Annotated in this window: 23 protein-coding genes; 8 read left to right on the forward strand and 15 right to left on the reverse strand. The window is 59.4% G+C overall.

The features are described 5' to 3' along the window. Nucleotides 1-7 precede the first annotated feature (7 nt). Entirely contained in the window at nucleotides 8-316 is a 309-nt protein-coding gene (locus J4721_RS10000) for an HNH endonuclease (protein WP_027248429.1), read from the reverse strand. 90 nt (nucleotides 317-406) lie between these two features. Between J4721_RS10000 and J4721_RS10005 the strand changes: the two genes are divergently transcribed. Next, complete coding sequence (locus J4721_RS10005; protein WP_211002530.1) at nucleotides 407-1,630, forward strand: TIGR03862 family flavoprotein; 1,224 nt, start codon at nucleotides 407-409, stop codon at nucleotides 1,628-1,630. Here J4721_RS10005 and J4721_RS10010 read toward each other — a convergent pair. The 5 genes from J4721_RS10010 to J4721_RS10030 form a co-directional block, all read right to left on the reverse strand. Further along, nucleotides 1,603-2,193 carry a glutathione S-transferase family protein gene (locus J4721_RS10010; protein WP_014876235.1) on the reverse strand — a complete coding sequence of 197 codons (591 nt, stop codon included), beginning with the start codon at nucleotides 2,191-2,193 and terminating at the stop codon, nucleotides 1,603-1,605. The two genes, J4721_RS10005 and J4721_RS10010, sit on opposite strands and share 28 nt — an antisense overlap. A 118-nt stretch (nucleotides 2,194-2,311) precedes the next feature. Continuing rightward, nucleotides 2,312-3,340 carry a DNA polymerase III subunit delta gene (gene holA, locus J4721_RS10015; protein WP_014876234.1) on the reverse strand — a complete coding sequence of 343 codons (1,029 nt, stop codon included), beginning with the start codon at nucleotides 3,338-3,340 and terminating at the stop codon, nucleotides 2,312-2,314. Further along, nucleotides 3,337-3,879, reverse strand: coding sequence for an LPS assembly lipoprotein LptE (lptE, locus tag J4721_RS10020; protein WP_211002529.1), 543 nt, complete (start codon nucleotides 3,877-3,879; stop codon nucleotides 3,337-3,339). Before lptE ends, holA begins: the two co-directional genes overlap by 4 nt. After that, on the reverse strand, nucleotides 3,866-6,439 hold the full coding sequence (gene leuS / locus J4721_RS10025) for a leucine--tRNA ligase (protein WP_211002528.1): 2,574 nt from the start codon (nucleotides 6,437-6,439) through the stop codon (nucleotides 3,866-3,868). The genes lptE and leuS overlap by 14 nt, the downstream gene beginning before the upstream one ends. Nucleotides 6,440-6,543: 104 nt before the next feature. Further along, nucleotides 6,544-7,032, reverse strand: coding sequence for a DUF3576 domain-containing protein (locus J4721_RS10030; RefSeq protein WP_014876231.1), 489 nt, complete (start codon nucleotides 7,030-7,032; stop codon nucleotides 6,544-6,546). A gap of 280 nt (nucleotides 7,033-7,312) precedes the next feature. Between J4721_RS10030 and J4721_RS10035 the strand changes: the two genes are divergently transcribed. Further along, a complete protein-coding gene (locus tag J4721_RS10035; protein ID WP_014876230.1) occupies nucleotides 7,313-8,254 on the forward strand; it encodes a porin in 942 nt (313 codons plus the stop codon). A gap of 111 nt (nucleotides 8,255-8,365) precedes the next feature. Beyond that, complete coding sequence (locus J4721_RS10040) at nucleotides 8,366-9,022, forward strand: YggS family pyridoxal phosphate-dependent enzyme (RefSeq protein WP_102915699.1); 657 nt, start codon at nucleotides 8,366-8,368, stop codon at nucleotides 9,020-9,022. A 20-nt stretch (nucleotides 9,023-9,042) separates the two neighbouring features. On the opposite strand, the gene J4721_RS10045 is transcribed toward J4721_RS10040, so the two are convergent. Both J4721_RS10045 and ribA read right to left on the reverse strand, forming a co-directional pair. Further along, on the reverse strand, nucleotides 9,043-9,534 hold the full coding sequence (locus J4721_RS10045) for a L,D-transpeptidase (protein WP_076617919.1): 492 nt from the start codon (nucleotides 9,532-9,534) through the stop codon (nucleotides 9,043-9,045). Between the two features lie 35 nt (nucleotides 9,535-9,569). After that, nucleotides 9,570-10,658 (reverse strand): GTP cyclohydrolase II, encoded by a 1,089-nt coding sequence (ribA, locus tag J4721_RS10050; protein WP_044040853.1) that lies wholly within the window; start codon nucleotides 10,656-10,658, stop codon nucleotides 9,570-9,572. 195 nt (nucleotides 10,659-10,853) lie between these two features. On the opposite strand from ribA, the gene J4721_RS10055 reads away from it, so the two are divergent. From J4721_RS10055 to J4721_RS10065, 3 genes are all read left to right on the forward strand, one after another. Then, nucleotides 10,854-11,540, forward strand: coding sequence for a response regulator transcription factor (locus J4721_RS10055; RefSeq protein WP_014876226.1), 687 nt, complete (start codon nucleotides 10,854-10,856; stop codon nucleotides 11,538-11,540). Nucleotides 11,541-11,819: 279 nt separating this feature from the next. After that, entirely contained in the window at nucleotides 11,820-12,608 is a 789-nt protein-coding gene (xth, locus tag J4721_RS10060) for an exodeoxyribonuclease III (protein ID WP_211002527.1), read from the forward strand. Between the two features lie 125 nt (nucleotides 12,609-12,733). Beyond that, nucleotides 12,734-13,321, forward strand: a complete 588-nt coding sequence (locus J4721_RS10065; protein ID WP_014876224.1) for a hypothetical protein — start codon at nucleotides 12,734-12,736, stop codon at nucleotides 13,319-13,321. Between the two features lie 67 nt (nucleotides 13,322-13,388). Here J4721_RS10065 and J4721_RS10070 read toward each other — a convergent pair whose 3' ends face one another. The 4 genes from J4721_RS10070 to J4721_RS10085 all read right to left on the reverse strand — a co-directional run bounded on the left by J4721_RS10070 (nucleotide 13,389) and on the right by J4721_RS10085 (nucleotide 19,931). Further along, entirely contained in the window at nucleotides 13,389-13,976 is a 588-nt protein-coding gene (locus J4721_RS10070; RefSeq protein WP_211002526.1) for an outer membrane lipoprotein carrier protein LolA, read from the reverse strand. A gap of 64 nt (nucleotides 13,977-14,040) precedes the next feature. Further along, nucleotides 14,041-17,202, reverse strand: coding sequence for a DNA translocase FtsK 4TM domain-containing protein (locus J4721_RS10075; RefSeq protein ID WP_014876222.1), 3,162 nt, complete (start codon nucleotides 17,200-17,202; stop codon nucleotides 14,041-14,043). 113 nt (nucleotides 17,203-17,315) lie between these two features. After that, nucleotides 17,316-18,494: an aminotransferase class I/II-fold pyridoxal phosphate-dependent enzyme gene (locus J4721_RS10080; RefSeq protein ID WP_102855605.1), complete on the reverse strand. Its 1,179-nt coding sequence runs from the start codon at nucleotides 18,492-18,494 to the stop codon at nucleotides 17,316-17,318. Nucleotides 18,495-18,602: 108 nt separating this feature from the next. Continuing rightward, a complete protein-coding gene (locus J4721_RS10085) occupies nucleotides 18,603-19,931 on the reverse strand; it encodes an amidase (RefSeq protein ID WP_211002525.1) in 1,329 nt (442 codons plus the stop codon). 89 nt (nucleotides 19,932-20,020) lie between these two features. Between J4721_RS10085 and J4721_RS10090 the strand changes: the two genes are divergently transcribed. Then, the gene (locus tag J4721_RS10090; RefSeq protein ID WP_211002524.1) at nucleotides 20,021-21,247 is read left to right on the forward strand and encodes an FAD-dependent monooxygenase; all 1,227 of its coding nucleotides are present in this window, start codon (nucleotides 20,021-20,023) and stop codon (nucleotides 21,245-21,247) included. Between the two features lie 95 nt (nucleotides 21,248-21,342). Here J4721_RS10090 and J4721_RS10095 read toward each other — a convergent pair whose 3' ends face one another. Genes J4721_RS10095 through J4721_RS10105 form a run of 3 tightly spaced genes read right to left on the reverse strand, consistent with a single transcriptional unit; the run spans nucleotide 21,343 to nucleotide 23,150 of the window. After that, a complete protein-coding gene (locus J4721_RS10095; protein WP_014876218.1) occupies nucleotides 21,343-21,549 on the reverse strand; it encodes a Trm112 family protein in 207 nt (68 codons plus the stop codon). Further along, entirely contained in the window at nucleotides 21,546-22,187 is a 642-nt protein-coding gene (locus J4721_RS10100) for an LON peptidase substrate-binding domain-containing protein (protein ID WP_211002523.1), read from the reverse strand. Before J4721_RS10100 ends, J4721_RS10095 begins: the two co-directional genes overlap by 4 nt. A 27-nt stretch (nucleotides 22,188-22,214) precedes the next feature. Further along, a complete protein-coding gene (locus J4721_RS10105; protein ID WP_102875105.1) occupies nucleotides 22,215-23,150 on the reverse strand; it encodes a tetratricopeptide repeat protein in 936 nt (311 codons plus the stop codon). A 246-nt stretch (nucleotides 23,151-23,396) separates the two neighbouring features. On the opposite strand from J4721_RS10105, the gene hspQ reads away from it, so the two are divergent. Then, nucleotides 23,397-23,723, forward strand: a complete 327-nt coding sequence (gene hspQ, locus J4721_RS10110) for a heat shock protein HspQ (RefSeq protein WP_014876215.1) — start codon at nucleotides 23,397-23,399, stop codon at nucleotides 23,721-23,723. Nucleotides 23,724-23,810: the final 87 nt, after the last annotated feature.

The raw sequence follows: 23,810 nt of genomic DNA on the forward strand, positions 1-23,810 counted from the left end.
CTAGGCATCAGCGTTTGCGCCGCCCGCCCGGCACGCGTGACTGGAAGGAGGGCGGGCGCTTTTGTACCCAAGCGATGAATTTCGCCAATCTTGGATGCTGGCGCAGGGCTTCCATCGTATTGAAGGACCGCGCCAGTTCCGCCTCGCTGAGGGCTGCATGGATTTCTTTGTGACAGATATTGTGCAGTAGCACTGTCGGCCCGCCTTTGCCGCCCTTCAGCTTGGGGATCAGATGATGCAGGCTTTGGGCGACCTCCGTAGGGATTGGCCGCTGGCACAGTGGGCACGTCGGATCGACATCGGCAGACGGTGACATTGGCGCAGTCTCTCAGTATGGCTGTTTCAACCGTAGGACATGCGCCGGTCATCGCAATCGGCAAGGATAAGTATCTAAGGAACTGTCAATTTGACACATCAACAAGAAAGCTGGGACGCAGTGGTCGTGGGCGCCGGACCTGCGGGTCTGCGGGCGGCGGAAGAACTGGGAGCCGCGGGTCGCCGCGTGTTGGTTGTTGATGCGAAGCCTTCCGTTGCACGAAAATTCCTGATGGCTGGGAAATCCGGCCTGAACCTGACGAAGGATGAGGCCCGCGCAACCCTGCTCAGCCACTACGGCGAAGCCGCGGACTGGTTGGCACCGATGATTGCAGACTGCGATGCGGCAGAGATAATGGCCTGGGCGACAGGGCTGGGCAGCACCCTGTTCACCGGCACTACTGGACGGGTTTTCCCCCGCGAAATGAAGGCCTCACCGCTGCTGCGGGCTTGGTTGGCCCGTCTGGATGGCTACGGCGTTGAACGGCGCACCCGCTGGCGTTGGCAGGGCTGGAACGGCGAGGCCTTGCAGTTTGAGACACCGGATGGTCCTCATGTGATCACAGCGGGGGTTACAGTGTTGGCAATGGGCGGCGCCAGCTGGGCGCGGCTCGGCTCTGACGGGGCATGGGCCGCAACTCTGGCGGGGGAGGACGTGCCACTGGCGCCCTTTCAACCGGCCAATGCAGGGTTACTGGTCGACTGGTCCGACCACATGGCACCACATTTCGGGGCGCCGCTGAAGGGGATCGCGCTGCAGGCGGGATCAATCCGGTCGCGGGGCGAGGCAGTCATCTCCAGACAAGGCCTGGAAGGGGGCGGTATCTACATGGTTTGCGCCGCCGTCCGGGAGGGGGCGGAGCTATATATGGATCTGTTGCCGGATCTGTCACATGAGCAGGTCGTCGCGCGCTTGGCGCGCCCACGGGGAAAATCCAGCCTCTCGACCTATCTGCGAAAGGCGACAAAACTGGCACCATCGCGACTGGCGATCTTGCAGGAATTTGCCCGCCCGCTCCCGGTTGAGCCAGCAGCACTGGCGCGGCTGCTGAAGGCAGTGCCGATCCGACATCATGGGCTGCGGCCGCTGGATGAAGCGATCTCCACAGCGGGCGGTGTTCTGGCAGAAGCTGTCGATGGCGGGTTGATGCTTCACAGGCGCCAGGGCGTGTTCTGCGCCGGAGAAATGTTGGACTGGGAAGCACCGACCGGTGGGTATCTGCTGACCGCATGCCTTGCGACCGGGCGCTGGGCGGGGCGGTCAGCAGTTCGATATCTGGCGGGTGACTACGTGATCGACGCTGCTACCGCCTGAAACGCGGGACGTGCGCGCATGCGCTTGCTATAGGCCAGAAGGACGTCGCTCTCGATTGGGAACTTGGCGCTATAGGCCCAGTTCAGGCAATGGGTGCAGATGATGTCGGGAATGGTGAGCTCTTCCCCCATCAGAAACGGGCCGGTCATGCAGGGTTCCAGCTGCGCCAGATTGCGGGAAAACTCCCACTTCAGGCTGTCTTTCACCTCAGGCACACGCTTATCCTCGGGCAGGATGAAACTGTGGCGCGCGCCGGTCCACAACACCGCGTCCAGCTCATCCAGCAGACGATTCGTCATCGCGTCCTGTTTGGCCCGGGCGAGTGTGCCTGCGGGGGCGGTCAGCTTGCCGTGTTTATCAGCAAGATAGGTGATGATGGCGGTCGAATCGGTGATCACGTCCTCACCATCCTTGAACACTGGCACCTTCCCTGAAGCGTTGAGGGCGACGACATCTTCGCTCTGTGGCAGGGCGGGGTTCAGCTCATAGGGTTGGCCCAGCTCCTCAAGCGCCCAAAGAACGCGGTAGCTGCGCGTCAGCTGCTTGCCGATAACGGTGTACATTGTGAAATCTCCCTGCGGTTTATGCCTGGAACGGAACCGAGTTAAGGCCGTGAGGTCAAGCCATGCTCAAGCAGCCGTGATAGGAACGCGGCGTTCATTGGCTGAGGTGATGATTGTCTCAGCCGACCCGGCTGAGGCGGGCCAGCTGGATCAATGCCCGCTCCATCAATGCCAGTGCGGGGGCTGTCTGCCCGGCAGAGCGCAATTGCAGATCGGTGTCGGTCAGCAATGTCAGAGCGGTTTCCAGCTTGAACGCCCCCCAGCTCTGGGCCTGTCGCAGCAGCCTGTCACGGCGCTTGCCATAGGCGGGGGGACGCAGCCGTCCAATACCCTGCGCCGGTCCGCCGGGATCAGAGGCAATGGTGTAAAGTGTCCGAAAATGGCGGGTTGCCCCAATACAGAGTGTCACCGCATTGGTGCCCTGCGCCTGCAAACGCCCCATCAACGGGCCGATTTCTGCGCCGCGCCCCTCGGCCACGATATTCAAGACATCATCGACTGCGGCCTCGGTTGATTGCGGGGCGATCGCCTGAATGTCGTCGAGCGTCAGCGGGGCGCTGTCCTCATATTTATACAGTGCGAGTTTCTCCACCATACGGGAGAAATCGCCGGGGCCGATCTCATTGGCGATATCAACCAGCGCAGACATGCTGTCCCCCGGCACATCGCGGATACGGGCATCGCCCAGAATGCGCTCGATTTCACCGCGTGAAGGAGGATCGTCATAGATACCGGTCGCATAGGCGTTGCGGTGCCCCTCAAAGGCCTTGCGCAGCTTTGAGGTGGCTTTCAATTGCCCTGCGGTCACGATGATCTGGGCATCACCTTGTTGCCAGGCTTCAAGCGCGGCAATCACGGCAGGGGCGGCAGTTTCATTGGCATCTTCGACAAACACGGCACGGATGCCGGGGAAAAAACCCACGGCCTTGACCGCATCCATCAGCAACGCAGGATCCTTGCGCAGGTCAGCTGCGGGCATCCGGGTCAGGCGCATTTCTTCTTCGGCGGTGGGGCCAAGCAGCGCCGCCAGCATTTGCTGACGTTTCAATGAGACGCGCATGGTATCGGGACCGTAGATCAAAAGGCCTGTCTTGCCCGGATCCGGTTTGGCGAAGTATCCATCCGCCTCGCGCGGGCTCAGTTTCATTTTGGGGGAGCCGAGAGCTGTTCACCGCTGGAGGTGGCAAGATCCGCGGTGCTCAGCAGCTCAGTGGTGATTTGATCTGCGAGGATAACCATCAGGCGTCGATGGGCATCACGTTCCCCGGCAAGCGTTTCAACCGTAGTGCCTGTGGCAGAATAGCCGGTGAAATTCTCAACATTGCCACTGGCAACAATGACGCCATCGGATTGCCGGGTCAGCACATAGGCTGCCTGCCCAACGATCGAATAGCGGGTGATTTCATTGTCGGCGGTAATGGCCTGCCCTTCGCTTTGGGTGCGCAGTTTCAGATCGAGGGCATAGTCTGCACCACTCCCGCGCCCCAATCGGGTTTCGAGATTCTGAATCAGAAAATAGGCATCGGTATCATCGGTCGCCCCGATCGTTTCCGGGGCCTGAACCGTCACCACACCATAAAGCGCCGACCCGGTGCCCCCCGGGGCATAGACGGGAGTGAAGCCGCAGGCTGCCGCCAGCAAGGCTGCAGCCACGGCAACCGGATATTTCAGGTTAAGCCACGACATTCACAATCCGACCTGGCACAACGATTACCTTTTTCGGGGCGCTGCCATTCAGCGCCTTTTGTACAGCTTCATGCGCGAGGGCGATTTTTTCAACCTCATCCTTGGCCAGATCTTTGGCCACGGTGATCTCGCCCCGGCGTTTGCCGTTGATTTGGATCGGCAGAGTGACGCTGTCTTCAACCAGCATCGATTCGTCCGCCACCGGCCAGGGGGCGGTCGCGCAAAGGCCTTCGCCGCCCTGATGGTTCCAGATATCCTCCGCCAGATGCGGCGTCATGGGCGACATCAGCTGGGCCAGCGTCATGATCGCCTGTTTCTGGGCTGCGGTGCCGGCCTTCGATTTCGCCAGTGTGTTGGTGAAACTGTAGAGCTTGGCAATTGCCGCATTGAAACCAAAGGTTTCGATGCTGAGGGTGACATCACGGATCGCCTTGTGCATTTCGCGCAGCAGATCCTCATCACCATTGCCGCTGGCGCCGGGGTCCATTTCACCAATGCGATCACAGAGGTTCCAGACGCGGTTCAGGTGCTTATGTGCGGCCTCCGCCCCGGAAGCCGTCCATTCCACATCGCGTTCCGGAGGCGAATCGGAGAGCACAAACCAGCGTGCCGTATCTGCGCCGTAGGATGAGATGATGTGCAGTGGATCGACGACGTTGTTTTTCGACTTCGACATTTTGGCCGAGGGGATGACTTTGACCGCTTCACCAGTCTCTTTGACCACGGTCGCGCCATCCCGTTCCTCGACTTCCTCAGGGTAGTGATAGATCGAGCGGTCGTTTTCAGTGCGTCGCTCTGCGTTCTCATAGATGGCGTGGGTCACCATGCCTTGTGTGAACAGCGCATCAAATGGCTCGATGGCCTTCTCCGGCAGGTGGCCACAGATCTGCATCGCGCGGGCAAAGAAGCGCGAATAGAGCAGGTGGAGAATCGCGTGTTCGACGCCGCCGATATACTGATCGACGTTCATCCAGTACTCGGCGTCTTCCATCCGGGTCGGCGTATCCGCGTCCGGCGCGGTGAAGCGGGCGAAATACCAAGACGAATCGACAAATGTGTCCATCGTGTCGGTTTCGCGTTGCGCCGGCTTGCCGCAGGCGGGGCAGGCACAGTTGCGCCAGCTGGGGTGACGGTCCAGCGGATTACCCGGCACCGAGAAATCAATCGCCTTGCCGTCTTCGTCATATGGCAGTGCGATTGGCAGGTTTTCTTTCTTCTCAGGCACCACGCCGCAGTCCGGGCAATGCACCACGGGGATTGGACAGCCCCAATAGCGCTGGCGGGACAGACCCCAGTCGCGCAGGCGGAATTTGGTGACGCCTTCGCCCCAGCCCTCCGCTTCGGCCTTGTCGACGGCGGCATTCACGGCGTCTTCGCCGGTTTGGTCGTCGTCGCCGGCGAATCCCCTGATGTAGCGAACTTTCTCTGCCTTGGTCGGGACATAAGCCTCTGTCAGCGGGCTGTCGTCTTCAGGGTTCTCAAACACCGGGATGATCGGCAAATCGTATTTGGTAGCGAACTCATAATCGCGCTGATCATGGGCCGGGCAGGCAAAGATCGCGCCGGTTCCATAATCCATCAGAATGAAGTTGGCGATCCAGACCGGCAGCTCCCAATCTGGGTTCAGCGGATGTTTGACGCGGATGCCGGTGTCGTAACCCAGCTTCTCAGCGGTTTCGATGGCTTCTTCGGTCGTGCCGCCTTTGCGGCACTCGGCAACAAATGCTGCAACCTCTGCCGATTCGGCTTCCAGCGCCTTTGCAATCGGGTGGTCGGGAGAAATGCCGACAAAGGACGCACCGTTCAGAGTGTCGGGACGGGTTGTATAGACCTCAATCGGGTCACCACCATCAGTGCGGACAAAGCTGAACTGAAGGCCACGGGATTTGCCGATCCAGTTTTCCTGCATCAGGCGCACCTTGGCGGGCCAGTTCTCCAATGTATCTAGCGCGGTCAGCAGCTCATCCGAATAGTCGGAGATCTTAAAGAACCACTGCGTCAGCTCGCGGCGCTCAACAAGTGCACCGGACCGCCAGCCACGACCGCCTTCGACCTGCTCATTTGCCAGCACGGTCATATCGACCGGATCCCAGTTCACCACAGCGTTCTTGCGGTAGACCAAACCCTTTTCAAGGAAGTCGAGGAACAGCGCCTGTTGCTGGCCGTAGTAGGATTCGTCACAGGTGGCGAACATCCGCGACCAGTCCAGCGACAGCCCCAGCGGTTTCATCTGTTCGACCATCGTGTCGATATTGGCGTAGGTCCAGTCCTTAGGGTGGCCGCCGCTCGCCATCGCGGCGTTTTCAGCGGGCATACCAAAGGCATCAAACCCCATAGGGTGCAGAACACTATGCCCGGTTGAAAGCTTATAGCGCGCGATCACATCGCCCATCGTGTAGTTGCGCACATGCCCCATGTGCAGCTTGCCCGACGGGTAGGGGAACATCTCCAGCACATAGTACTTGGGTTTGTCGGCGGAGCGTTTCGCCTGAAAAATCCCGGCCTTCTCCCAGGCATCCTGCCAGCGCGCTTCGATTTCCGGGGCAACATAACGGGGCATCAAAACAGTCCTTCGTAGATAAAAACGCCAGGTTTGGGGCCTGGCGCTTGTGATAGTGATGTTTGCCCGCCTGTTCCAGAGGGCAGAAGAGGGGATGCGTCGCGTCAGAGTTTGCGATCAGCAATCCGAAGCTGCCGCGCCCGTGAGAGAATCGCATCCTCAATCGCGCGTGCGGTGCTGGCGCTGACGGGACCATTACGGGTCTGCAGCGAGACATTCAGCGAGCGGGCATCCAGTGCGGGATCCTTGATATGAACCGTAGCGCGATAGGCGCGCCCGCCACCCGGGGGAGTACCGTAGCCTGTGACTATCACCCCGGTGTATGGCTCGACCGTTTGCAGCGGCAGGAAGTCGAGCACATCCAGCGTTGCGGTCCAGAGGTAACGGTTCACCTGAACAATCTGCTCCGCCTTCGTCGGTTTGAAGGCATCCCAGATTGTTGTGCCTTCTATATTCTCGGGGTCTCGCGGGTTGCCGCCAATGACATTGTCGTTGTAGGTCGACGGGCCGCCGCGGTTCTTGCCGCCGAATGCGCCACAGCTGGCTGTGACAGCCAGAAGCGAGATGAGTCCAAGTTTCGTGAGCCAGCGCATGATGGGCAAGATCCGTTGCTATTCCGGTTGCGGACTAGTCCTAGCCAAGCGATAGGGCGGCAACAAGCCTATTCTTTAATAGACTCTCTCTGTGCGAAGCCGTTGATGGCGCTGGGGTTAAGATACTGTGACATGGTTGCATCAACTTCGGGCCGAAAGGTTTTGCGGTCTGCGCCCAAGCTTGCGCAACCACCCCAAAAAGAGCGAAACGGATTGCGTACTCAGACTTGTGCCACTCAGCGCCTGTTTGAGCTTGGACATTTAAACCCGAGGGAAAAACATGAAAAAGATTCTCTTCGCTTCGACTGCGCTGGTCGCCACCGCTGGTGTTGCAGCAGCAGACGTTTCGTTCGGTGGCTACGGCCGCTTTGGTGTTGGTTACGTTGAAGACCGCACCGTTGGTGGTACTTCCGACACCGTGATCGTCAGCCGCTTCCGTATGAACATCGACGCATCCGCTGAAACCGACGCAGGCGTGAAATTCTCCGCTCGCGTTCGTATGCAGGCTGACGAAGATGCTGCTTCCGGCGAAGCAAACGCAGCTGGCCTGAACGGCGCGCGTTTCTCGGTTGAGTACGGCGGTCTGCGTGTTGACGTAGGCAACGTTGCTGGCGCAATCGACAACCTGCCCAACTACTACGGCAACGAGCCGGGCCTGGAAACATTCATGGGCCAGTACTCCGGTGCTGACTATGACTTCATCGGTTACTCTTCCGGTGGCGCAGGCGTAAACGGTGTATATGCACGTTACGCTGTTGGTGACTTCGCTGTTGCAGCTGCTTACGACCAGGCAGCAAACGGCGCAGACGGCGACCGTTTCGACATCCACGCTGCTTACACCTTCGGTAACATCACTGCCGCTCTGGCATATGGTGAAACCGACAACGGTGCAGCTGCAGACTTCGACATGACCGTCCTGACCCTCGGCGGTTCCTGGGGTGCATTCTCCGGTACTCTGATCGTTGGTGACGAATCCGTTGCAGCAGTCAACGAATCCGACACCTTCTACGGTATCTCCGCAGCTTACGACGTAAGCTCCGCAACCACCCTGACCTTCGCTTACGGCGACGGCTCCGGCGACGGCGACACCCGCAACATCGGTCTGGGCGTGATCCACGACCTGGGCGGCGGCGTCTCCCTGCGTGGCGGTATCGGCGAAAGCAAAACCGGCAACGCCGACGGCCAGATGCGTGCCGACTTCGGTGCTCAGTTCAGCTTCTAAGCTGACCTGAACCACTACGGTTCTTGGGGCGGGCTCTTGCGAGCTCGCCCTTTTCTTTTGGGCAGAAACCGTGTTTGTCTGCGTCAACATCTGACCAGAGTGAGACCGCCCATGTCGCTTCAAGACATCCAAGCCCGCATCCATATCGCTGAGGAAAACGCTGGCCGCCCTAAGGGTTCGGCCAAGCTGATCGCGGTATCCAAAGTTCAGCCCAACGAAAGGGTTGAGGCTGTCCTTGAAGAGGGTCATCGTTGTTTTGGCGAGAACCGCGTACAGGAAGCCGTTGGAAAGTGGCCGGACTTTGCGATGCGTTATTCTGATCTGGATTTGCACCTGATTGGCCCGTTGCAATCCAACAAAGCGCGCCAAGCGATGGAGCTGTTTCAGAGTATTCACACTCTGGATCGGCCGAAACTGGCAAAGGCTCTCGCCCGATTGGCGCAGGAGCTCGGCCACTGTCCCAAGTTATTTGTTCAGGTGAACACCGGCGAAGAGCCGCAAAAGGCGGGTATCCCGCCGCGTGAGGCGGATGCCTTTATCCGCGAGTGTCAGGACATGGATCTCATCATTGAAGGTCTGATGTGTATTCCACCCGCTGATGAAGAGCCGAGCCTGCATTTTTCTCTACTGGGTAAGATTGCGGCCCGGAACGGTCTGAGCGGCTTGTCGATGGGTATGAGCGGTGATTTCGAGACTGCCGTGGCCCTGGGCGCGACACATGTTCGGGTTGGATCGGCCATTTTCGGTGCGCGCGCTTACGAGCTCTGAATAGTTTGCGCAGCAAGCTCTCAGTGCGCCAGCGGTGGCACCACAAGGCGCGTTCCGGGCACAATCAGTCTGGCCAGCCAGTGTAAATCCTGACGCGAAAATGCGATGCAGCCCTCGGTCGGGTGGCCGGGGCGTCGCCATTGGTGCAGGAAAATAGCAGAACCTCGTCCGGATTGCGCGTCAGGCCAGTTCCAATCCGTGACCAGGATCAGATCATACAGAGGGTCGGCTCGCCAGAGCGCTTCATGGCTGCCGGCGTACGGCGCGCGGACGTGTTGGTTGTAATCCTCCGCGTCGGCAGCATCGGACCACAGGTCGCGGGGGCCGATCGGCTCAGCCCAATCGGTGGGTGGTGCCATTCGGTCCGGTCGATAGAGCATACCGACGACAAGATGACAGCCGATTGGCGTTGCGCCATCGCCCTCGACCTTGTTCGGGCTCAGCCCGCCGCGCCCAATTGAACAGGGCAGGGTGCGCCCAGCAAAGCGCAGGCCCCTTGGGGTAAGCAGCATGTCGGTTGACCGCAAGTCGCGTGGGACGGCTGATCTCACAGCATATGACCGGATTTGGCGGCTTTGGTTGCGAGATATTCGCGGTTGAATGCGGTCTCCCCGACCTTCAGCGGCACCCGTTCGGTGACTGCGATACCGGTTTTTTCCATCATAGAAATCTTGTTGGGGTTGTTGGTCAGCAGGCGCACCGAAGAAAAGCCCAGCTCCTTCAGGATCGCCGAGCCCAGGCGAAAATCTCTCTCATCATCTTCGAACCCAAGGCGATGATTGGCCTCAACCGTGTCAAATCCCTGATCTTGCAGTGAATATGCACGCATCTTGTTGGCCAGACCAATCCCGCGCCCTTCTTGGTTGAGGTAGAGCAGAACACCCTGGCCCTCGGCACCCATTTGCGCCAGTGCCCCATGAAGCTGTGGACCGCAGTCGCACTTCAGCGACCCCAGAACGTCGCCGGTAAAACAGGCCGAGTGCAGCCGGGCCAGAACTGGCTGGCTGCGGTCAGGTTTGCCGATCTCGATGGCGTAGTGTTCCTCGGCGCCATCTTCAGGGCGAAAGATATGCAGTCGACCAGCTTCGGCAGCGGCAATTGGCAGGCGGGCGGCGGCCACGGGGTGGAGCGGAGAGCTTTCGACCATCAGTGGTGCAACAGCGGCGAGTGGCAGGGTTGTTAGTCCGTGACTTTGGGCAAACTGTGCGGGGTGTTGCAATGGGCAGATAACTGCCGCAGGTAGCAGTCGGGCTGATTTCGTCAATGCGATGGCCAGCCGATGCAGTTCCACGTCACCGTCCCTGTCGCTTCGCAGTGGCCCCTTCATTGGTGTGCGCAGGTCATCAGCCGGATCTGCAACTGCTTGGATCCACGTAAGATCGGCAGATGATGGAACGGCAATGCGGGCGATATCCCCATCATAGACCCGTGCCTTCAGTGTTTCAGCGCGCCGAGCTGTCACCGTCAGCGCAATAGGACCAAGCGCCCACAAGCTGGCAAGACGTTTCGTGTCCAAAGGCTCCACCGCGAGGGCCAGAATGGCTTGGTCTGGGGTTGTCAGAACGACCGGTAGCCCCATGCGCAAGTCCACCCGCGCGCGGGCCAGAAGGTCGATCATCGTAGGCATCAGACTCATGCGGGAATCCTGTGAGGTCGTTGACGTCTTGGGGCGCTGCATCATGGCGGTGACCCGACCTTAAGTAGTCACAAACGATGCGAAAGTGAAACAATTCCCGTCTGATGGACACGTCGGCGTGAAAGCTTTGCAGCATAACTTGTGATCGGGGAATGGACTGCGCATGTGTTGGGAGTAGCACAGGAGGACAAGGTAATGGCCCAACTGAAGAAAATACTGCTCGTTGATGATGACGAGGATCTGCGCGAAGCCTTGAGCGAACAGTTGGTCATGACCGAGGACTTTGATGTCTTTGAGGCTGAGAACGGTCAGAACGCGATGGAGCGGGCAAAGGAAGCGCTTTATGATCTGATCATTCTGGATGTGGGCTTGCCGGATACCGATGGCCGCGAACTCTGCCGTCTGATGCGCAAGCAGGGCGTGAAGGCCCCGATCCTGATGCTGACGGGCCACGATAGCGATGCGGACACTATTCTGGGTCTGGATGCGGGCGCCAACGACTATGTGACCAAACCGTTCAAATTTCCGGTGCTGCTTGCGCGAATCCGTGCCCAGCTGCGCCAGCATGAGCAATCCGAAGATGCCGTGTTCGCGCTTGGCCCCTATACGTTCAAGCCTGCGATGAAGCTGCTTTTGACCGAAGATGAGCGCAAGATCCGTTTGACGGAAAAGGAAACCAATATCCTCAAATTCCTCTACCGCTCGAACGAGGGAGTGGTACAGCGCGATGTGCTGTTGCACGAGGTCTGGGGCTACAATGCCGGAGTGACAACCCACACGCTTGAGACCCATATTTATCGCCTTCGCCAAAAAATTGAACCAGATCCGTCAAATGCACGTATACTGGTCACAGAGTCGGGCGGCTACAAACTGGCAATCTGACACCCTTGCGCCATAGAATCGCCCTGTCTCAGCGATACGAACAGTGTTGAGACAGGCCTCTTAGGCCCTGATGAAAGTTCCCGTGCATGTCCGGGTAATGACATGTTCCTCCCTGTTGGACTGCCGGGCCTCTGTGCCCGGCCTTTTTTATCCGTTTGGCACTGGCAGGGCGTGTGCGCAGTTTGGGCGGCCTCCTACAGTCATTTGGCCACTGGTATCAGTGCGTCAGAGCGGGCAGTATCCCGCCCACAGCACAGACCTGACAGAAAGAGGCGCGCAATGTCGTTCACCCTAGCCACTTGGAACATCAATTCGGTCCGCCTGAGGGAGCCGATCGTATGCAAACTTCTGGCAGAGGAAGGTCCGGATGTGCTGTGCTTGCAGGAATGCAAAAGCCCGGTGGACAAGATCCCGATGGAGCAGTTCGCCGAGCTTGGCTACGGCCACATGGTTGCGCGTGGGCAAAAGGGGTACAACGGCGTGGCAATCCTGTCCCGGCTGCCGATCGAAGATGTCGGCGATAAGGATTTTGCGGACCTTGGCCATGCGCGCCACATCGCGGGGCGGTTGGAAAACGGGGTCACGATCCATAATTTCTATGTGCCTGCTGGCGGCGATGTACCGGATCGCGCGGTGAATGAGAAATTCGGTCAGAAGCTCGATTACCTCACGGATATGCGCGATTGGTTCAACGCCGAACGGCCCGAGAAATCCATTCTGGTTGGTGACCTCAATATTGCGCCGCGCGAGGATGATGTCTGGGACCACAAGAAGCTACTTAAGGTGGTGAGCCACACCCCGATTGAGGTCGAACATTTCGCCGATGTCATGGACGCAGGTGGCTGGTTGGATGTCACGCGCAACGATATTCCTGACGGACAGCTCTACAGCTGGTGGAGCTACCGCGCCAAGGACTGGGATGCGGCGGACAAAGGACGCCGACTGGATCACATCTGGGCGACGCCGGATATCAAGAACGCAGCCCATTCCAGCCGGGTGATGCGTGATGCGCGTGGTTGGGAGAAACCCAGCGATCATGCGCCCGTTTTTGCAACATTTGATCTCTGACACGTTTCTGACGGTGCCGCTGACCGCCTTCACCGGCGGCACCACGGAATAGTGATTTTCACGCCGCGCCTGATTGGCTACACTCCCGCCAAAATACGCCCAGTGATTTACAAGAGGCAGAGGCAATGAGCAGAATCATAGGCGCCATGATCCTATTGTTGATCGTGGCATCCTGCGGCGGTGGCAGTGGATCTCCGCCCCGCAATCTCGATAATGCGTGTAGCATTATCAAGCAACGGCCTGAGTATCTGAAGGCGTTCCGTGCCACAGAGAAACGTTGGGGCGTGCCGATGCATGTGCAGATGGCTGTTATCCACCAGGAGAGCCGATTCCGTTCCGATGCGCGCACACCGCATCGGTTTGCGCTGGGGGTGATCCCGATGGGGCGGCAATCCAGCGCATACGGCTACAGCCAGGCGTTGGATGGCACTTGGGATGACTACCGCAGATCGGCTGGACGGCGCGGTGCGAAACGCAACCGCATCAAGGACGCCACCGATTTCATGGGCTGGTACATGAACCAGACGCGGGAGCGCAACGGCGTGTCTCTCTATGATGCGCGCAACCAGTATCTCGCCTACCACGATGGCCACACCGGTTTTGCGCGGGGCACCTATCGGTCCAAACCCTGGCTGTTGCGCGTCGCGGGCAAGGTCCAGGCGCGGGCTGAGATGTATCAGACGCAGCTCTCCACTTGCCGCCGCGCACGCTGATCGGCGCATCTCTGAAAGAAAAGCCCCCGCTCAGATTATTGGGCGGGGGCTTTTTGTCTGTGGCTTATCAGCGTGAGGGAGCCGAGCTGGTGTTGAAGAGTTTCGATGGCAGCTTCACGCCGGTCTTCAACCCGCCCAGGATCACCGTGGTCTGCCCCCCTGAACCATCGTGGATCACCCATTTACGCAGTTCGACCGGGTCGCCGGTGAACATCATTTCGATGCTGCCATACTCTGGGTTCTTGGGGTCCTGCGCCCGGATGATGGTCGAGGTGCCGTCAAAACTGTGACCAACGACCATATTGGCACGCCCAAGATCGACGTTCCGGGCAAGGATCAGCGAGAGCGGGGTGCGCTTCAGCGGATAGGTTTCCGGTGGCTGATTGGATTTCGGATCCTGAATCAGCACAGCGCCCGCACCTGCAACAACAACGCCCTTGTTCGGGGGGGCATATTCGAACCGCATCCGGCCGGGCCGGTGCATATACAGCTTCCCGGTCGATAGGCTGCCGTCGTCGTTGATCTGACTGAAAGGGGCCGTGGCGGTGGAAATCCCGTTCAGGTATTGCGAAACTTCATTCAGGCTCAGCTTCTCGGCTGCCCATGCAGCCGGGGAACAGAGCGTCAGCGCTATGGCGTAGGCGATTTGTTTCATGGCTTCTAAATAAGGACGCTGCGACAAATGTGAAGAGGCGGGACCAATTGGCCCCGCCCCGGATTTATTGCTCAGGCACCAGAATTTCCCTTTTGCCGACGTGGTTTGCGGGGGAAACGAGGCCCTCTTCCTCCATTTGTTCAACAAGACGTGCGGCCTTGTTGTAGCCAATGGCAAGTTTACGCTGGATGTAGGAGGTCGAGCATTTGCGATCCTTGATCACAATCTGCACAGCGGTGTCATAGAGGGCATCCTCGGTATCGGTGTTCCCTCCGGTTGAGAGGCCCAGAACCGCGTCGATGTTGTCCGCCTTTTCGTCGTCCGGACCGTCCAGTACATTGCCGATGTATTCAGGCGGGCCAAATTGCTTGAGGTGATTGACGACCTCCTCCACCTCTTCATCTGACACAAAGGGGCCATGACAGCGGGTGATCTTCGCGCCGCCGGCCATATAGAGCATGTCGCCCATCCCGAGAAGCTGTTCGGCGCCCATCTCACCAAGGATGGTCCGGCTGTCCACTTTTGAGGTCACCTGGAAGGAAATCCGGGTCGGGAAGTTGGCTTTGATCGTGCCGGTGATCACATCGACCGACGGCCGCTGCGTGGCCATGATCAGGTGAATACCCGAGGCCCGCGCCATCTGCGCCAGGCGCTGGATACAGGCTTCGATTTCCTTGCCAGCGACCATCATCAGGTCGGCCATCTCGTCCACGATAACGACAATATAGGGCAATGCTTCGGGGGCGAATTCTTCGGTCTCGAAAACGGGTTCGCCGGTATCGTCGTCAAATCCAGTCTGTACGGTTCGACTGAACATTTCGCCCTTGGAGAGCGCTTCTTTCACACGCCCGTTAAAGCCCGCAATATTTCTCACGCCCATTTTGGACATCTTGCGATAGCGGTCTTCCATTTCGCCAACGACCCATTTGAGGGCAACGACGGCCTTCTTGGGATCGGTCACCACCGGTGACAGCAGATGCGGGATTCCATCATATACGGAAAGTTCCAGCATCTTGGGGTCGATCATGATCAGGCGGCACTCATCCGGTGTCAGCTTGTAAAGCAGAGACAGGATCATGGTGTTGATCGCCACGGATTTGCCCGAACCGGTGGTTCCTGCGATCAGCAGATGGGGCATTTTGGCGAGGTTGGCGACCATGCTGTCGCCGCCAATATCCTTACCAAGCGCCAGCGGCAGCGCATGCGTGCCGTCGCCGAAATCGCGCGAGGCGAGAATTTCACGCAGGACAACTTTTTCGCGTTTGTCGTTTGGCAGCTCGATACCGATCACTGTGCGGCCGGGCACGGTAGAAACCCGCGCAGAGAGCGCCGACATCGACCGGGCGATATCATCAGCCAGACCGATAACCCGGCTTGCCTTCAGGCCGGGTGCCGGTTCCAGTTCATACATGGTGACAACGGGACCGGGGCGCACTGAAACGATGTCTCCTTTGACGCCGTAGTCATCCAGCACCGATTCCAGCATCCGGGCGTTTTCCTCAAGCGCCTCATCGCTCAGATGATGACGTTCGATTTGTGCGGGACTGGTCAGCAGAGAGAGGGGCGGCAGTTCAAAGTCACTGCTGGTATCCTCAAACGCGAGGGGAGGTTGCGCTTCCGCCTTGGCTCGGGTCGATGGCTGCGGCTGTTTGCGCACAGGTTGCTCCACAACGGCCCGACGGGGTTCCGCCACGGGGAGCGTTACAGGCGGCGTCACAGGTGCAGCAGTCGCCGGAGTGTCCGCGACGGCTTGCGCTGACTGCGGTGCACGGCGCAGCACCTGCGCAGCACCTGAGGTGACGGCGGGCGCATTGGGCAGATCTTCCGATGCCACATGATCAACGAACTCCGGAGAGGTATCATGCTGTAACTCAGATGATGCGACAGCAGGATGATCATAGGCGGCGTCATCGTAGCCCCGATGAGGATCAATGTCGGCAGAGAAGCCCGTTTCGGGGGCGGGGGGCAAAGACGGGGTTACCCCCAGTGCCGCACCCATGGCGTCCAATGACGCGCCGGTCAACGGTGGCTCTGGTGGTAGGCCGTCAAGCGCTTGATTGGGGTTGAAAATCAGCGGTTCTGGTCGGCGCCCGCGGCCCTTGGTCAGCGGGAAATCCACTTCGGGGGCGACATCAGCTGCTCGGCGTACACGCACCGCGCTGGCGATTTTCTCCGCGATCCGTTCATCGCCGGGCAGATCGTCCAGATCTGCGGCGGCACTCATATCGCTTAGCGCGGGTTCAACCAGCTCCGGCTCTGGCATGACCGGTTCTGCGCGACGAATGAGGTTTGGCACTCGGGCAAACAACCCGGTCTTTTCCTTAACCGGCTCCGGGATTTCTTCCTGCGACGCCTCGAAGGCAGGCTCTACCCGAGCATGGGGAGCGGCAGCTGGCCCAAGTGAGGGGGCGCCCAGAGGTGGCGCGGCCATGGGGGCATCGTCGAAGTCCATCGGTTCAAACATCTGCGGATCGGTTTCCGCACTGTCGACAACATCAGCCATAGCCACGGCGGCTGCGGTACGTTCGGCGCGACGACTGCGATAGCTGAGTGCCGCCTGCATACCACTGGCGGCACCCCGGCCAAGCAGACCTGCAATTGCACCATAGATCAGGATGAGGCCAACCAGGATAAATCGCAGGCCGCGCGTCACCTCGGGCCGGGTGAAGCCGAGCACAGTCGCGCCGAGGCTGACCATACCAAGCGCAGTCAGCAGTGACAGGAATTTGACCAGAAAGATCAGCCCGACCGGCAGTAGGGCCAGGAGCATGCCAAGGAAGGTGTATCCGATCATACCACCAAGGCCAAAGGTATGAGCCGATTTCCACGCTTCTGATGGAACCAGTGTTTCAAGGTGCAGTGAGACCAGCAGGAGCCAGGGCAACGACAGCAGCAGTGGCCAGAGAAAACGATCCTCCCCCCGGTGCAGCACGCAGCGTCCGCCCCAAACAGTCAGAAACAGCGCAATTGCCCAACTGGCCTTGCCAAAGAGGGTGATCAGAATGAAAGCCACAGAGGCGCCAGTGCGGCCCAGCAAATTCTGGACCGGTGCATCAGTTGACACCATCCAGTTGGGATCATCTGCGGAATAGCTGCCGATCATCAGGGCAACCATCAGGCCCAACCCGATCAGCAACACGCCGATCAGTTCCTTTCCGCGTTTCTCAATGGCCGCCTGCATCGTGCTGTCCAGCAATGGATCACGGCTGCGCGTCTGAAATGCCATGCCTACCTCGTTTCATCTTGTCCGTCGGGGTGTCCCGCTTTTGGCGCGGGTTTGATCCCCATGACTTTTCTTATTTTGGCGCCCCCTCTGAACGGGGCGCATGCAATGGGTCGTCAGTACAGGCAGCTGCGCAGCGTGCGCAGGGCGACCTCTGTCTGTTCTGCGGGCGCAACCAGCGCCACACGAATATAGCCTTTGCCGGGATTTGCGGTGCCGTCACCTTGGGCCAGATAGGCACCGGGTAGGACCCGCACACCGGCGTCCTGCCACAGTTTCAGTGCCGCGGCCTCGCCGTCCTCGACCGGCAGCCAGAGGAAGAAACCTGCCTCGGGCGCCATGTAGCCGTCCAGCCCGTCAAAGACCTGATCCGCAATCCGGTATTTTTCCTGATAAAGCGCGCGGTTCTCCGTGACATGCGCTTCATCAGCCCAGACCCTGGCTGCGGCCGCCTGTAACGGTGCGGGCAAGGGGGCGCCGGAATAGGCACGCAGCTGATGCACGCGCTTCATGGTATCTGGGCCACCTGCAATCAGACCTGAACGCAGACCTGCAAGATTGGAGCGTTTCGAGAGCGAGTTGAACAGAACAACGCGTTCGGGATCTGCACCCAGCTCCTGGGCTACGCTCAACGCGCCGACAGGTGCGGAATCGCGGTAGATCTCAGAATAGCATTCGTCAGCAAAGATGCGGAAATCATACTGTTCTGCCAGCTGGATCAGCTGGGTCCAATATGCCCGGCTCGCAACAGCGCCCTGTGGGTTCGCGGGAGAGCAGATGTAGGCTACAGCGGTGCGGTTCAACACTTCCGGTGGCAGGCCGGCATAGTCCGGCAGGTGGGCCGTATCTGCAGTGGCAGGCACAAAGACAGGCTCAGCCGCGACGGAGATCGACGCCACCATATAGACTTGGTAAAACGGGTTAGGGATCAGAACCACGGGTTTCGCACCGTTTTTCTGCTCCGGGCACAATGCCATTGCGGCATTGTAAAGACCCTCACGGGTGCCGTTCAGCGCCATCACTTGTGTCATCGGATCAACGCTCACGTCATAGCGACGCTTGATCCAGTCGCTGATGGCGCCGCGAAGCTCTGCGCTGCCCTCATTCGGGGGGTAGCTTTGAAAGCCCGCGGCATTTTCGACGATGACATCGGTAACCCAGGCGGGGAAATCATGTTTGGGTTCACCAATGGTCATATGCACCACGTCGCCGCCCGGCGTGTGATGGTCAAGCAACGCCCGCAGGCGCGGAAACGCATATGGCGGCAGGTTTGAAAACCGCTCTGGAAAATTCATATATCTGGCCTCAGGTCCGGGATCGTTAATGCCCCGTTTGCGAACAAACTACAGAGCCGATCCCGCTGCGTCCAGCCGCGCAAAACCGGGCTTGGCGAAATGTGGCTTTCACGCCAACGCTCGCTCCACCGCAACACCAATCCGCAAAAGCGCCTCTTCGCAGTCGGGCTGGCCGATGATCTGCAACCCACAGGATGGTACCCCTGTTGGCAGCGTCAGGGCGCAGAGGCCCATCAGGTTCCCAATCCGGGTATTTCGCAACGCCATAAGGTTCGAATGGATGTAATAGTCGTGATCGCTTTGGAGCCGTGCGACATTCGGCGGCAGAATGGGGGAGGTCGGGCAGAGGATCCCGTCAAAGCCTGCGGTGGCCAGATCCCAGTCCATTCTAAACTGTTCCAGCTTGGCCCAAGCTGCGACATAGTCCGGGCCGCTGAATCCCGCACCGGAGCGGAAGCGTTCTAGGATCTCTGGGAACATCAGATCCGGGGCCGCCTCGATCACATCCTTCCACAGACCGTAAGCCTCAGATGTGAACAGGACCGCGCTCAGGGCCATGGCTTCTTCCAGAACGGGCACCTCAAGCGGGATGATCTCCGCCCCGGCTGCGCGCAATCGATCGAGGGCCTTGCTGTGGGCACTTGCAACCTCAGGCGCGAGATCCTGCTGCGCGACAGTCCACAGATCGGCAAATCGCTTCCCTGCCAGGGATGCCCCCCTCAGGTCGGGGCCATGGTTGCCTTCCAACACGCCGAGATAGAGCGCGGCATCCTCAACCGAGCGGGCCAGCGGGCCGACCGTATCAAATCTGAGGCAGAGCGGCACGACTCCTTCCAGACTGATCCGGCCGGAGGTGGTCTTTAGCCCCACAAGATCGTTCCATGCCGCCGGAATACGCACTGACCCCCCTGTATCAGAGCCGATTCCACAGGCCGCAAGCCCAAAGGCGACAGAGGTTGCCGCACCGGAAGATGATCCGCCAGGAGCGGCCGCGTCGTCGTGAATGCAAGGCGGTGTCGCCTTCACCGGGTTGAGGCCAAGCCCGGAGAACGCCAGCTCGCTCATATGCGTCTTGCCAAGGCAGACAGCGCCCATCGCGGTTGCTGATTGCAGCACCAGCGCATCGCGATCAGGTATGCGATTGGCCAGCAGATCAGACCCGGATTCGGTTGCTATGCTGGCGCTGTCAAACAGGTCCTTCCAGCTGATGGGAACACCGTCCAACAGCGACAACCTCTGCCCATCTGCCGCGCGTTGTCTGGCGGCCTCAGCTTCGGCGAGGGCGCGATCATGTGTTACAACGGTGTAGATCCGATCACGATGCGGATGGGCGTCAATCGCGTTGAGATAGGTTTTGGTCAGGGCAACCGGGCAGATATCGCCCGCGTCAATGCCACGGCCCAAATTCGCCGCGGTCTGCGTCAGCCACTCTTGCATATGCGCCTCTCCAAATTGCACGGGATGGGGCGACGGTAGCGGCACCGCGCCCCATGGACAATCCCAATCGCAGGCGCATATTGCGGGGCATGAAAAACACATCTGACATCCTGATTGTGGGCGGTGGCCTGAATGGTCCGGCTCTTGCGTTGGCGCTGGCACAGACTGGGCATAGCGTGACCCTGATCGATGCGCTTCCCCGAGATCTGCGCGACGATGACGCCTTTGATGGGCGTAGCTATGCGCTGGCGCTGGCCTCGCAGCGGCTGGTGGATCAGATCGGCGTCTGGTCGCAGGTCGCTGACAAAGCGCAGCCGATGCTGGATATCAAAGTCACCGATGGCAGGGTTGGGCAGGGGCCGTCGCCATTCTTCATGCATTTCGACCACGCTGAGATCGAAGATGGCCCGATGGGCTACATGATAGAAGATCGCTATCTACGCCGTGCCTTGCGCAGCGCCATGGAAGATAACGCCGCGATCACGTTGGTGGATGAGCAGACGGTGGTCGCACAGCAGGTCGACACCAGCGGCGTGACCGTGACGCTTGCGTCTGGCGACACATTGCGTGCTGGCATGATTGTTGGCGCGGATGGTCGGCGTAGCGGGACCGCCGCACGGGCGGGTATCAAACGGACAGGATGGGACTACGGGCAGACCGCCTTGGTCTGTGCGATTCAACATGAAAAGCCCCACCACGGGGTCGCACATCAATTCTTCATGCCACCTGGCCCTCTGGCCATCCTGCCGCTGCCGGGTAACCGGTCTTCAATCGTCTGGAGCGAACGCAGCAGCACGGCCCAGTCCATTCAGGCGCTTGGGGAGGCGGATTACCTGACCGCCCTGCGTCCGCGGTTTGGTGATTTTCTGGGCGAGATCAGCCTGGCGGGGGACCGGTTTACCTATCCGCTGAACCTGACACTGGCGAATGCATTTGTGTCGGACCGTTTGGCGCTGGTTGGCGACGCGGCACATGGGGTTCATCCGATTGCAGGGCAGGGGCTCAATGCGGGTCTTCGCGATGTTGGCGCTCTGGCGGAGGTATTGACCGAGGCCAAACGCCGTGGTGAGGATATCGCCTCACCCTTGGTGCTGGCGCGGTACCAGCAGTGGCGTCGTTTTGATACCGCCAGCCTCGCAGCAGCCACTGATATGTTCAACAGGCTGTTTTCCAGCGATAATCCGCTGCTTCGTCTTGGGCGAGACATCGGTATGGGCGTGGTTGGCGCGATCCCAGGTCTGCGGCAGAACTTCATCCGAGAGGCCGCGGGGCTGACCGGGGATTTGCCGCGCCTACTGCAGGGGCGGGCGATCTAACCCCCAGCATATCATACGATCCTGCGGACGGAGGCCGGGCAAACCATGCCCGGCCTCCGTCACATTGCGTGATTTTTCAATAAGGAGCGCTGGCGTTAGTCCAGTACGCGGGCTTCATCCTCCAGCATCACCGGGATGCCGTTGCGGATTGGGAAGGCCAGATTGCCTGCGCGCGAAATCAGTTCCTGTGCAGATGCGTCATACTCAAGAACCGTCTGGGTGCGGGGGCAGACCAATGCCTCCAGCATCCGGCGATCAAAGGAGACCGCCACGCTATCGGTGGAAGACGGTTCAGTGCTCATTGCAGAATTTCCTCATGCGAGCCGCCGCGCAGGGCAAACTCGATCAATGTGACCAGGGTTTCGCGCCTTGTGGCAAGGCAGGGCGCTTCGAGCAAGGCCTGTTTGTCCTCGGGATCGAAGTCGAGCATCATGGACAGGGAGTTGATCAACAGCTCGTCTTCAGCGTCCTTCAGTGCTTCCCAATCTGTCGATAGGCTGCGCGATTCAAAAAAGCGCTCGAGCAAGTCCAAAAATCCTGGCCGGTTGAAGCTTTTGTCGGCCTCCACCTTACCCAAATCGCGGGTGAAATCGCCCCAGTCGACTTCGCACCGGCGATAAGGGGTGAACCCGTTGACCTCGGTCCTGATCCGGAAGCGAGATACCCCGGACAATGTGATCAGGTAACGCCCATCCTCGGTCTCTGAAAACTGGGTCACGCGCCCCGCACAGCCTATGCTGTGAAGGGTGCTGTCTTCCGTTTTCGAAGGGAACGGCTGTACCATCCCGATCAACCGGTGCGATGTCTTGAACGTATCTTCCAGCATTTGCAGGTAGCGCGGCTCAAATATGTGCAACGGTAAACGGGCACGGGGCAGCAACAGCGCCCCGGGCAGAGGAAACACCGGTAGGGTATCGGGCAGATCAACGGCCTGTATCATTCTAGGGACTGTAGCGCTGACATCGGCCTAGGCAAATATGATTGAGCTGAGTTTGCGTCGACCATTCAGAACAATTGGATCATTTGGCTTCAGCGCATCAAAGATCGTGAACAACTGGGCCTTCGCGGCGCCGTCATTCCATTCCTGATCCTTGCGGAACAGCGTCAGAAGCTCATCCACAGCTGCCTCAGCCTCGCCGGCGGCATGCAAGGCCTGCGCCAGATCAAACCGCGCCTGGTGGTCTTCGGGATAGGCCTCCACGGTTGCGCGCAGTTCGGCTACTGGACCGGCATTCTCGGCCTGCCGTGCCAAGGCGATTTGCGCATGTGCTGCCTCTATCTCTGCAGCGTCGGAAATCTCGGCCGGGGCGCCATTCAGCACGGCCTCTGCCTGGTCCAAGTCGCCCATGGCAACATGGGCACGGGCCAGACCGCCATAGGCAGCTGCGTTTTTGTCGTCTTCGCCGAGAACAGCGGCGAAGGTCTGTGCGGCATCTGCCACATCGCCGTCGGTCAGCATCTGCTCTGCGGCTTCGATTGCATCGCCCAGACCGCCATCTGCACTGCCGCCGCCTGCTTCGATGGCACGCTTGATGAATGAATCGATTTCGGATGGGGCCACAGCGCCCTGGAACATATCAATTGGACGGCCCTGAACGAAGGCGACAACCGTGGGGATGGATTGCAGCGGCAGACCCTGCTGCGACAGCGCCTGCACCAGACGCTGGTTCTGATCCACGTCGATCTTTGCCATTGTGACGGCGCCTTTGGCCTTGGTCACCGCAGCTTCCAATGCGGGGCCAAGGGTCTTGCACGGCCCGCACCAGGGCGCCCAGAAATCCACGATCACCGGCGCCTGCATCGACGCATCGACGACGTCCTGCATGAATGTCGCCTCGGTCACGTCTTTGACCAGATCACCTGCGGGGGCCATATCTCCCGCGCCGCCAAGAATATCGATCATGCGCTTGCTCTCCATTTCGAACTTGCCCCCTATATGAAAGCTGGCCGCCCAGAAACCAAGGGTCGATCTGTGCAAAGCTTGTCGCCTTTTCGCAATCATGGCCGTTTCACGGGGGGCTGAAAGCTGAGCAATGAGGACGGTGGTATTATCCTATCGTGAAGGACAGTGTGTTTCTGCCGAAACCCTGTCGCGGATTCGACATTTTCCCTTGTGGCAGAGTATCATGAGGCGATAGGAACAGCATTCATGCTTAGAACGCGCGCGAAATATAATCTGGGGCAGGTCGTCCGTCATCGCAAACACCCTTTTCGCGGTGTCGTGTTCGATGTCGATCCTGAGTTTGCCAATACCGAAGAATGGTATGAGGCGATCCCCGAGGACAGCCGTCCGGTGAAGGATCAGCCTTATTACCATCTGCTGGCAGAGAACGATCAGACATATTACGTGGCTTATGTGTCTGAACAGAACCTGATTGCGGATTATTCCGGCGAGCCGGTGGGCCACCCTGATATCCCCGAGATGTTCGGCAGTTTTGACGACGGCAGCTACGCGTTGCACTATCAGCTGAACTAGGGTCGGCACCGTTGGCGGATTGGATCTCCGCAACAGCACGTGCATGCTGCGAAGACCACTACCATTTCTGATGATCGGCTGCCGAGG

It is taken from the genome of Phaeobacter sp. HS011, assembly GCF_018101215.1.
Taxonomy (GTDB): Bacteria; Pseudomonadota; Alphaproteobacteria; order Rhodobacterales; family Rhodobacteraceae; genus Phaeobacter; species Phaeobacter inhibens.

Bases quoted from the DNA above. Each gene is read 5' to 3' on its own strand.
- J4721_RS10000 (WP_027248429.1), bottom strand. From the start codon at position 316: ATGTCACCGTCTGCCGATGTCGATCCGACGTGCCCACTGTGCCAGCGG.
- J4721_RS10010 (WP_014876235.1), bottom strand. From the start codon at position 2,193: ATGTACACCGTTATCGGCAAGCAGCTGACGCGCAGCTACCGCGTTCTT.
- holA (WP_014876234.1), bottom strand. From the start codon at position 3,340: ATGAAACTGAGCCCGCGCGAGGCGGATGGATACTTCGCCAAACCGGAT.
- lptE (WP_211002529.1), bottom strand. From the start codon at position 3,879: ATGTCGTGGCTTAACCTGAAATATCCGGTTGCCGTGGCTGCAGCCTTG.
- leuS (WP_211002528.1), bottom strand. From the start codon at position 6,439: ATGCCCCGTTATGTTGCCCCGGAAATCGAAGCGCGCTGGCAGGATGCC.
- J4721_RS10030 (WP_014876231.1), bottom strand. From the start codon at position 7,032: ATGCGCTGGCTCACGAAACTTGGACTCATCTCGCTTCTGGCTGTCACA.
- J4721_RS10035 (WP_014876230.1), top strand. From the start codon at position 7,313: ATGAAAAAGATTCTCTTCGCTTCGACTGCGCTGGTCGCCACCGCTGGT.
- J4721_RS10040 (WP_102915699.1), top strand. From the start codon at position 8,366: ATGTCGCTTCAAGACATCCAAGCCCGCATCCATATCGCTGAGGAAAAC.
- J4721_RS10045 (WP_076617919.1), bottom strand. From the start codon at position 9,534: ATGCTGCTTACCCCAAGGGGCCTGCGCTTTGCTGGGCGCACCCTGCCC.
- ribA (WP_044040853.1), bottom strand. From the start codon at position 10,658: ATGAGTCTGATGCCTACGATGATCGACCTTCTGGCCCGCGCGCGGGTG.
- J4721_RS10055 (WP_014876226.1), top strand. From the start codon at position 10,854: ATGGCCCAACTGAAGAAAATACTGCTCGTTGATGATGACGAGGATCTG.
- xth (WP_211002527.1), top strand. From the start codon at position 11,820: ATGTCGTTCACCCTAGCCACTTGGAACATCAATTCGGTCCGCCTGAGG.
- J4721_RS10065 (WP_014876224.1), top strand. From the start codon at position 12,734: ATGAGCAGAATCATAGGCGCCATGATCCTATTGTTGATCGTGGCATCC.
- J4721_RS10070 (WP_211002526.1), bottom strand. From the start codon at position 13,976: ATGAAACAAATCGCCTACGCCATAGCGCTGACGCTCTGTTCCCCGGCT.
- J4721_RS10075 (WP_014876222.1), bottom strand. From the start codon at position 17,202: ATGGCATTTCAGACGCGCAGCCGTGATCCATTGCTGGACAGCACGATG.
- J4721_RS10080 (WP_102855605.1), bottom strand. From the start codon at position 18,494: ATGAATTTTCCAGAGCGGTTTTCAAACCTGCCGCCATATGCGTTTCCG.
- J4721_RS10085 (WP_211002525.1), bottom strand. From the start codon at position 19,931: ATGCAAGAGTGGCTGACGCAGACCGCGGCGAATTTGGGCCGTGGCATT.
- J4721_RS10090 (WP_211002524.1), top strand. From the start codon at position 20,021: ATGAAAAACACATCTGACATCCTGATTGTGGGCGGTGGCCTGAATGGT.
- J4721_RS10095 (WP_014876218.1), bottom strand. From the start codon at position 21,549: ATGAGCACTGAACCGTCTTCCACCGATAGCGTGGCGGTCTCCTTTGAT.
- J4721_RS10100 (WP_211002523.1), bottom strand. From the start codon at position 22,187: ATGATACAGGCCGTTGATCTGCCCGATACCCTACCGGTGTTTCCTCTG.
- J4721_RS10105 (WP_102875105.1), bottom strand. From the start codon at position 23,150: ATGATCGATATTCTTGGCGGCGCGGGAGATATGGCCCCCGCAGGTGAT.
- hspQ (WP_014876215.1), top strand. From the start codon at position 23,397: ATGCTTAGAACGCGCGCGAAATATAATCTGGGGCAGGTCGTCCGTCAT.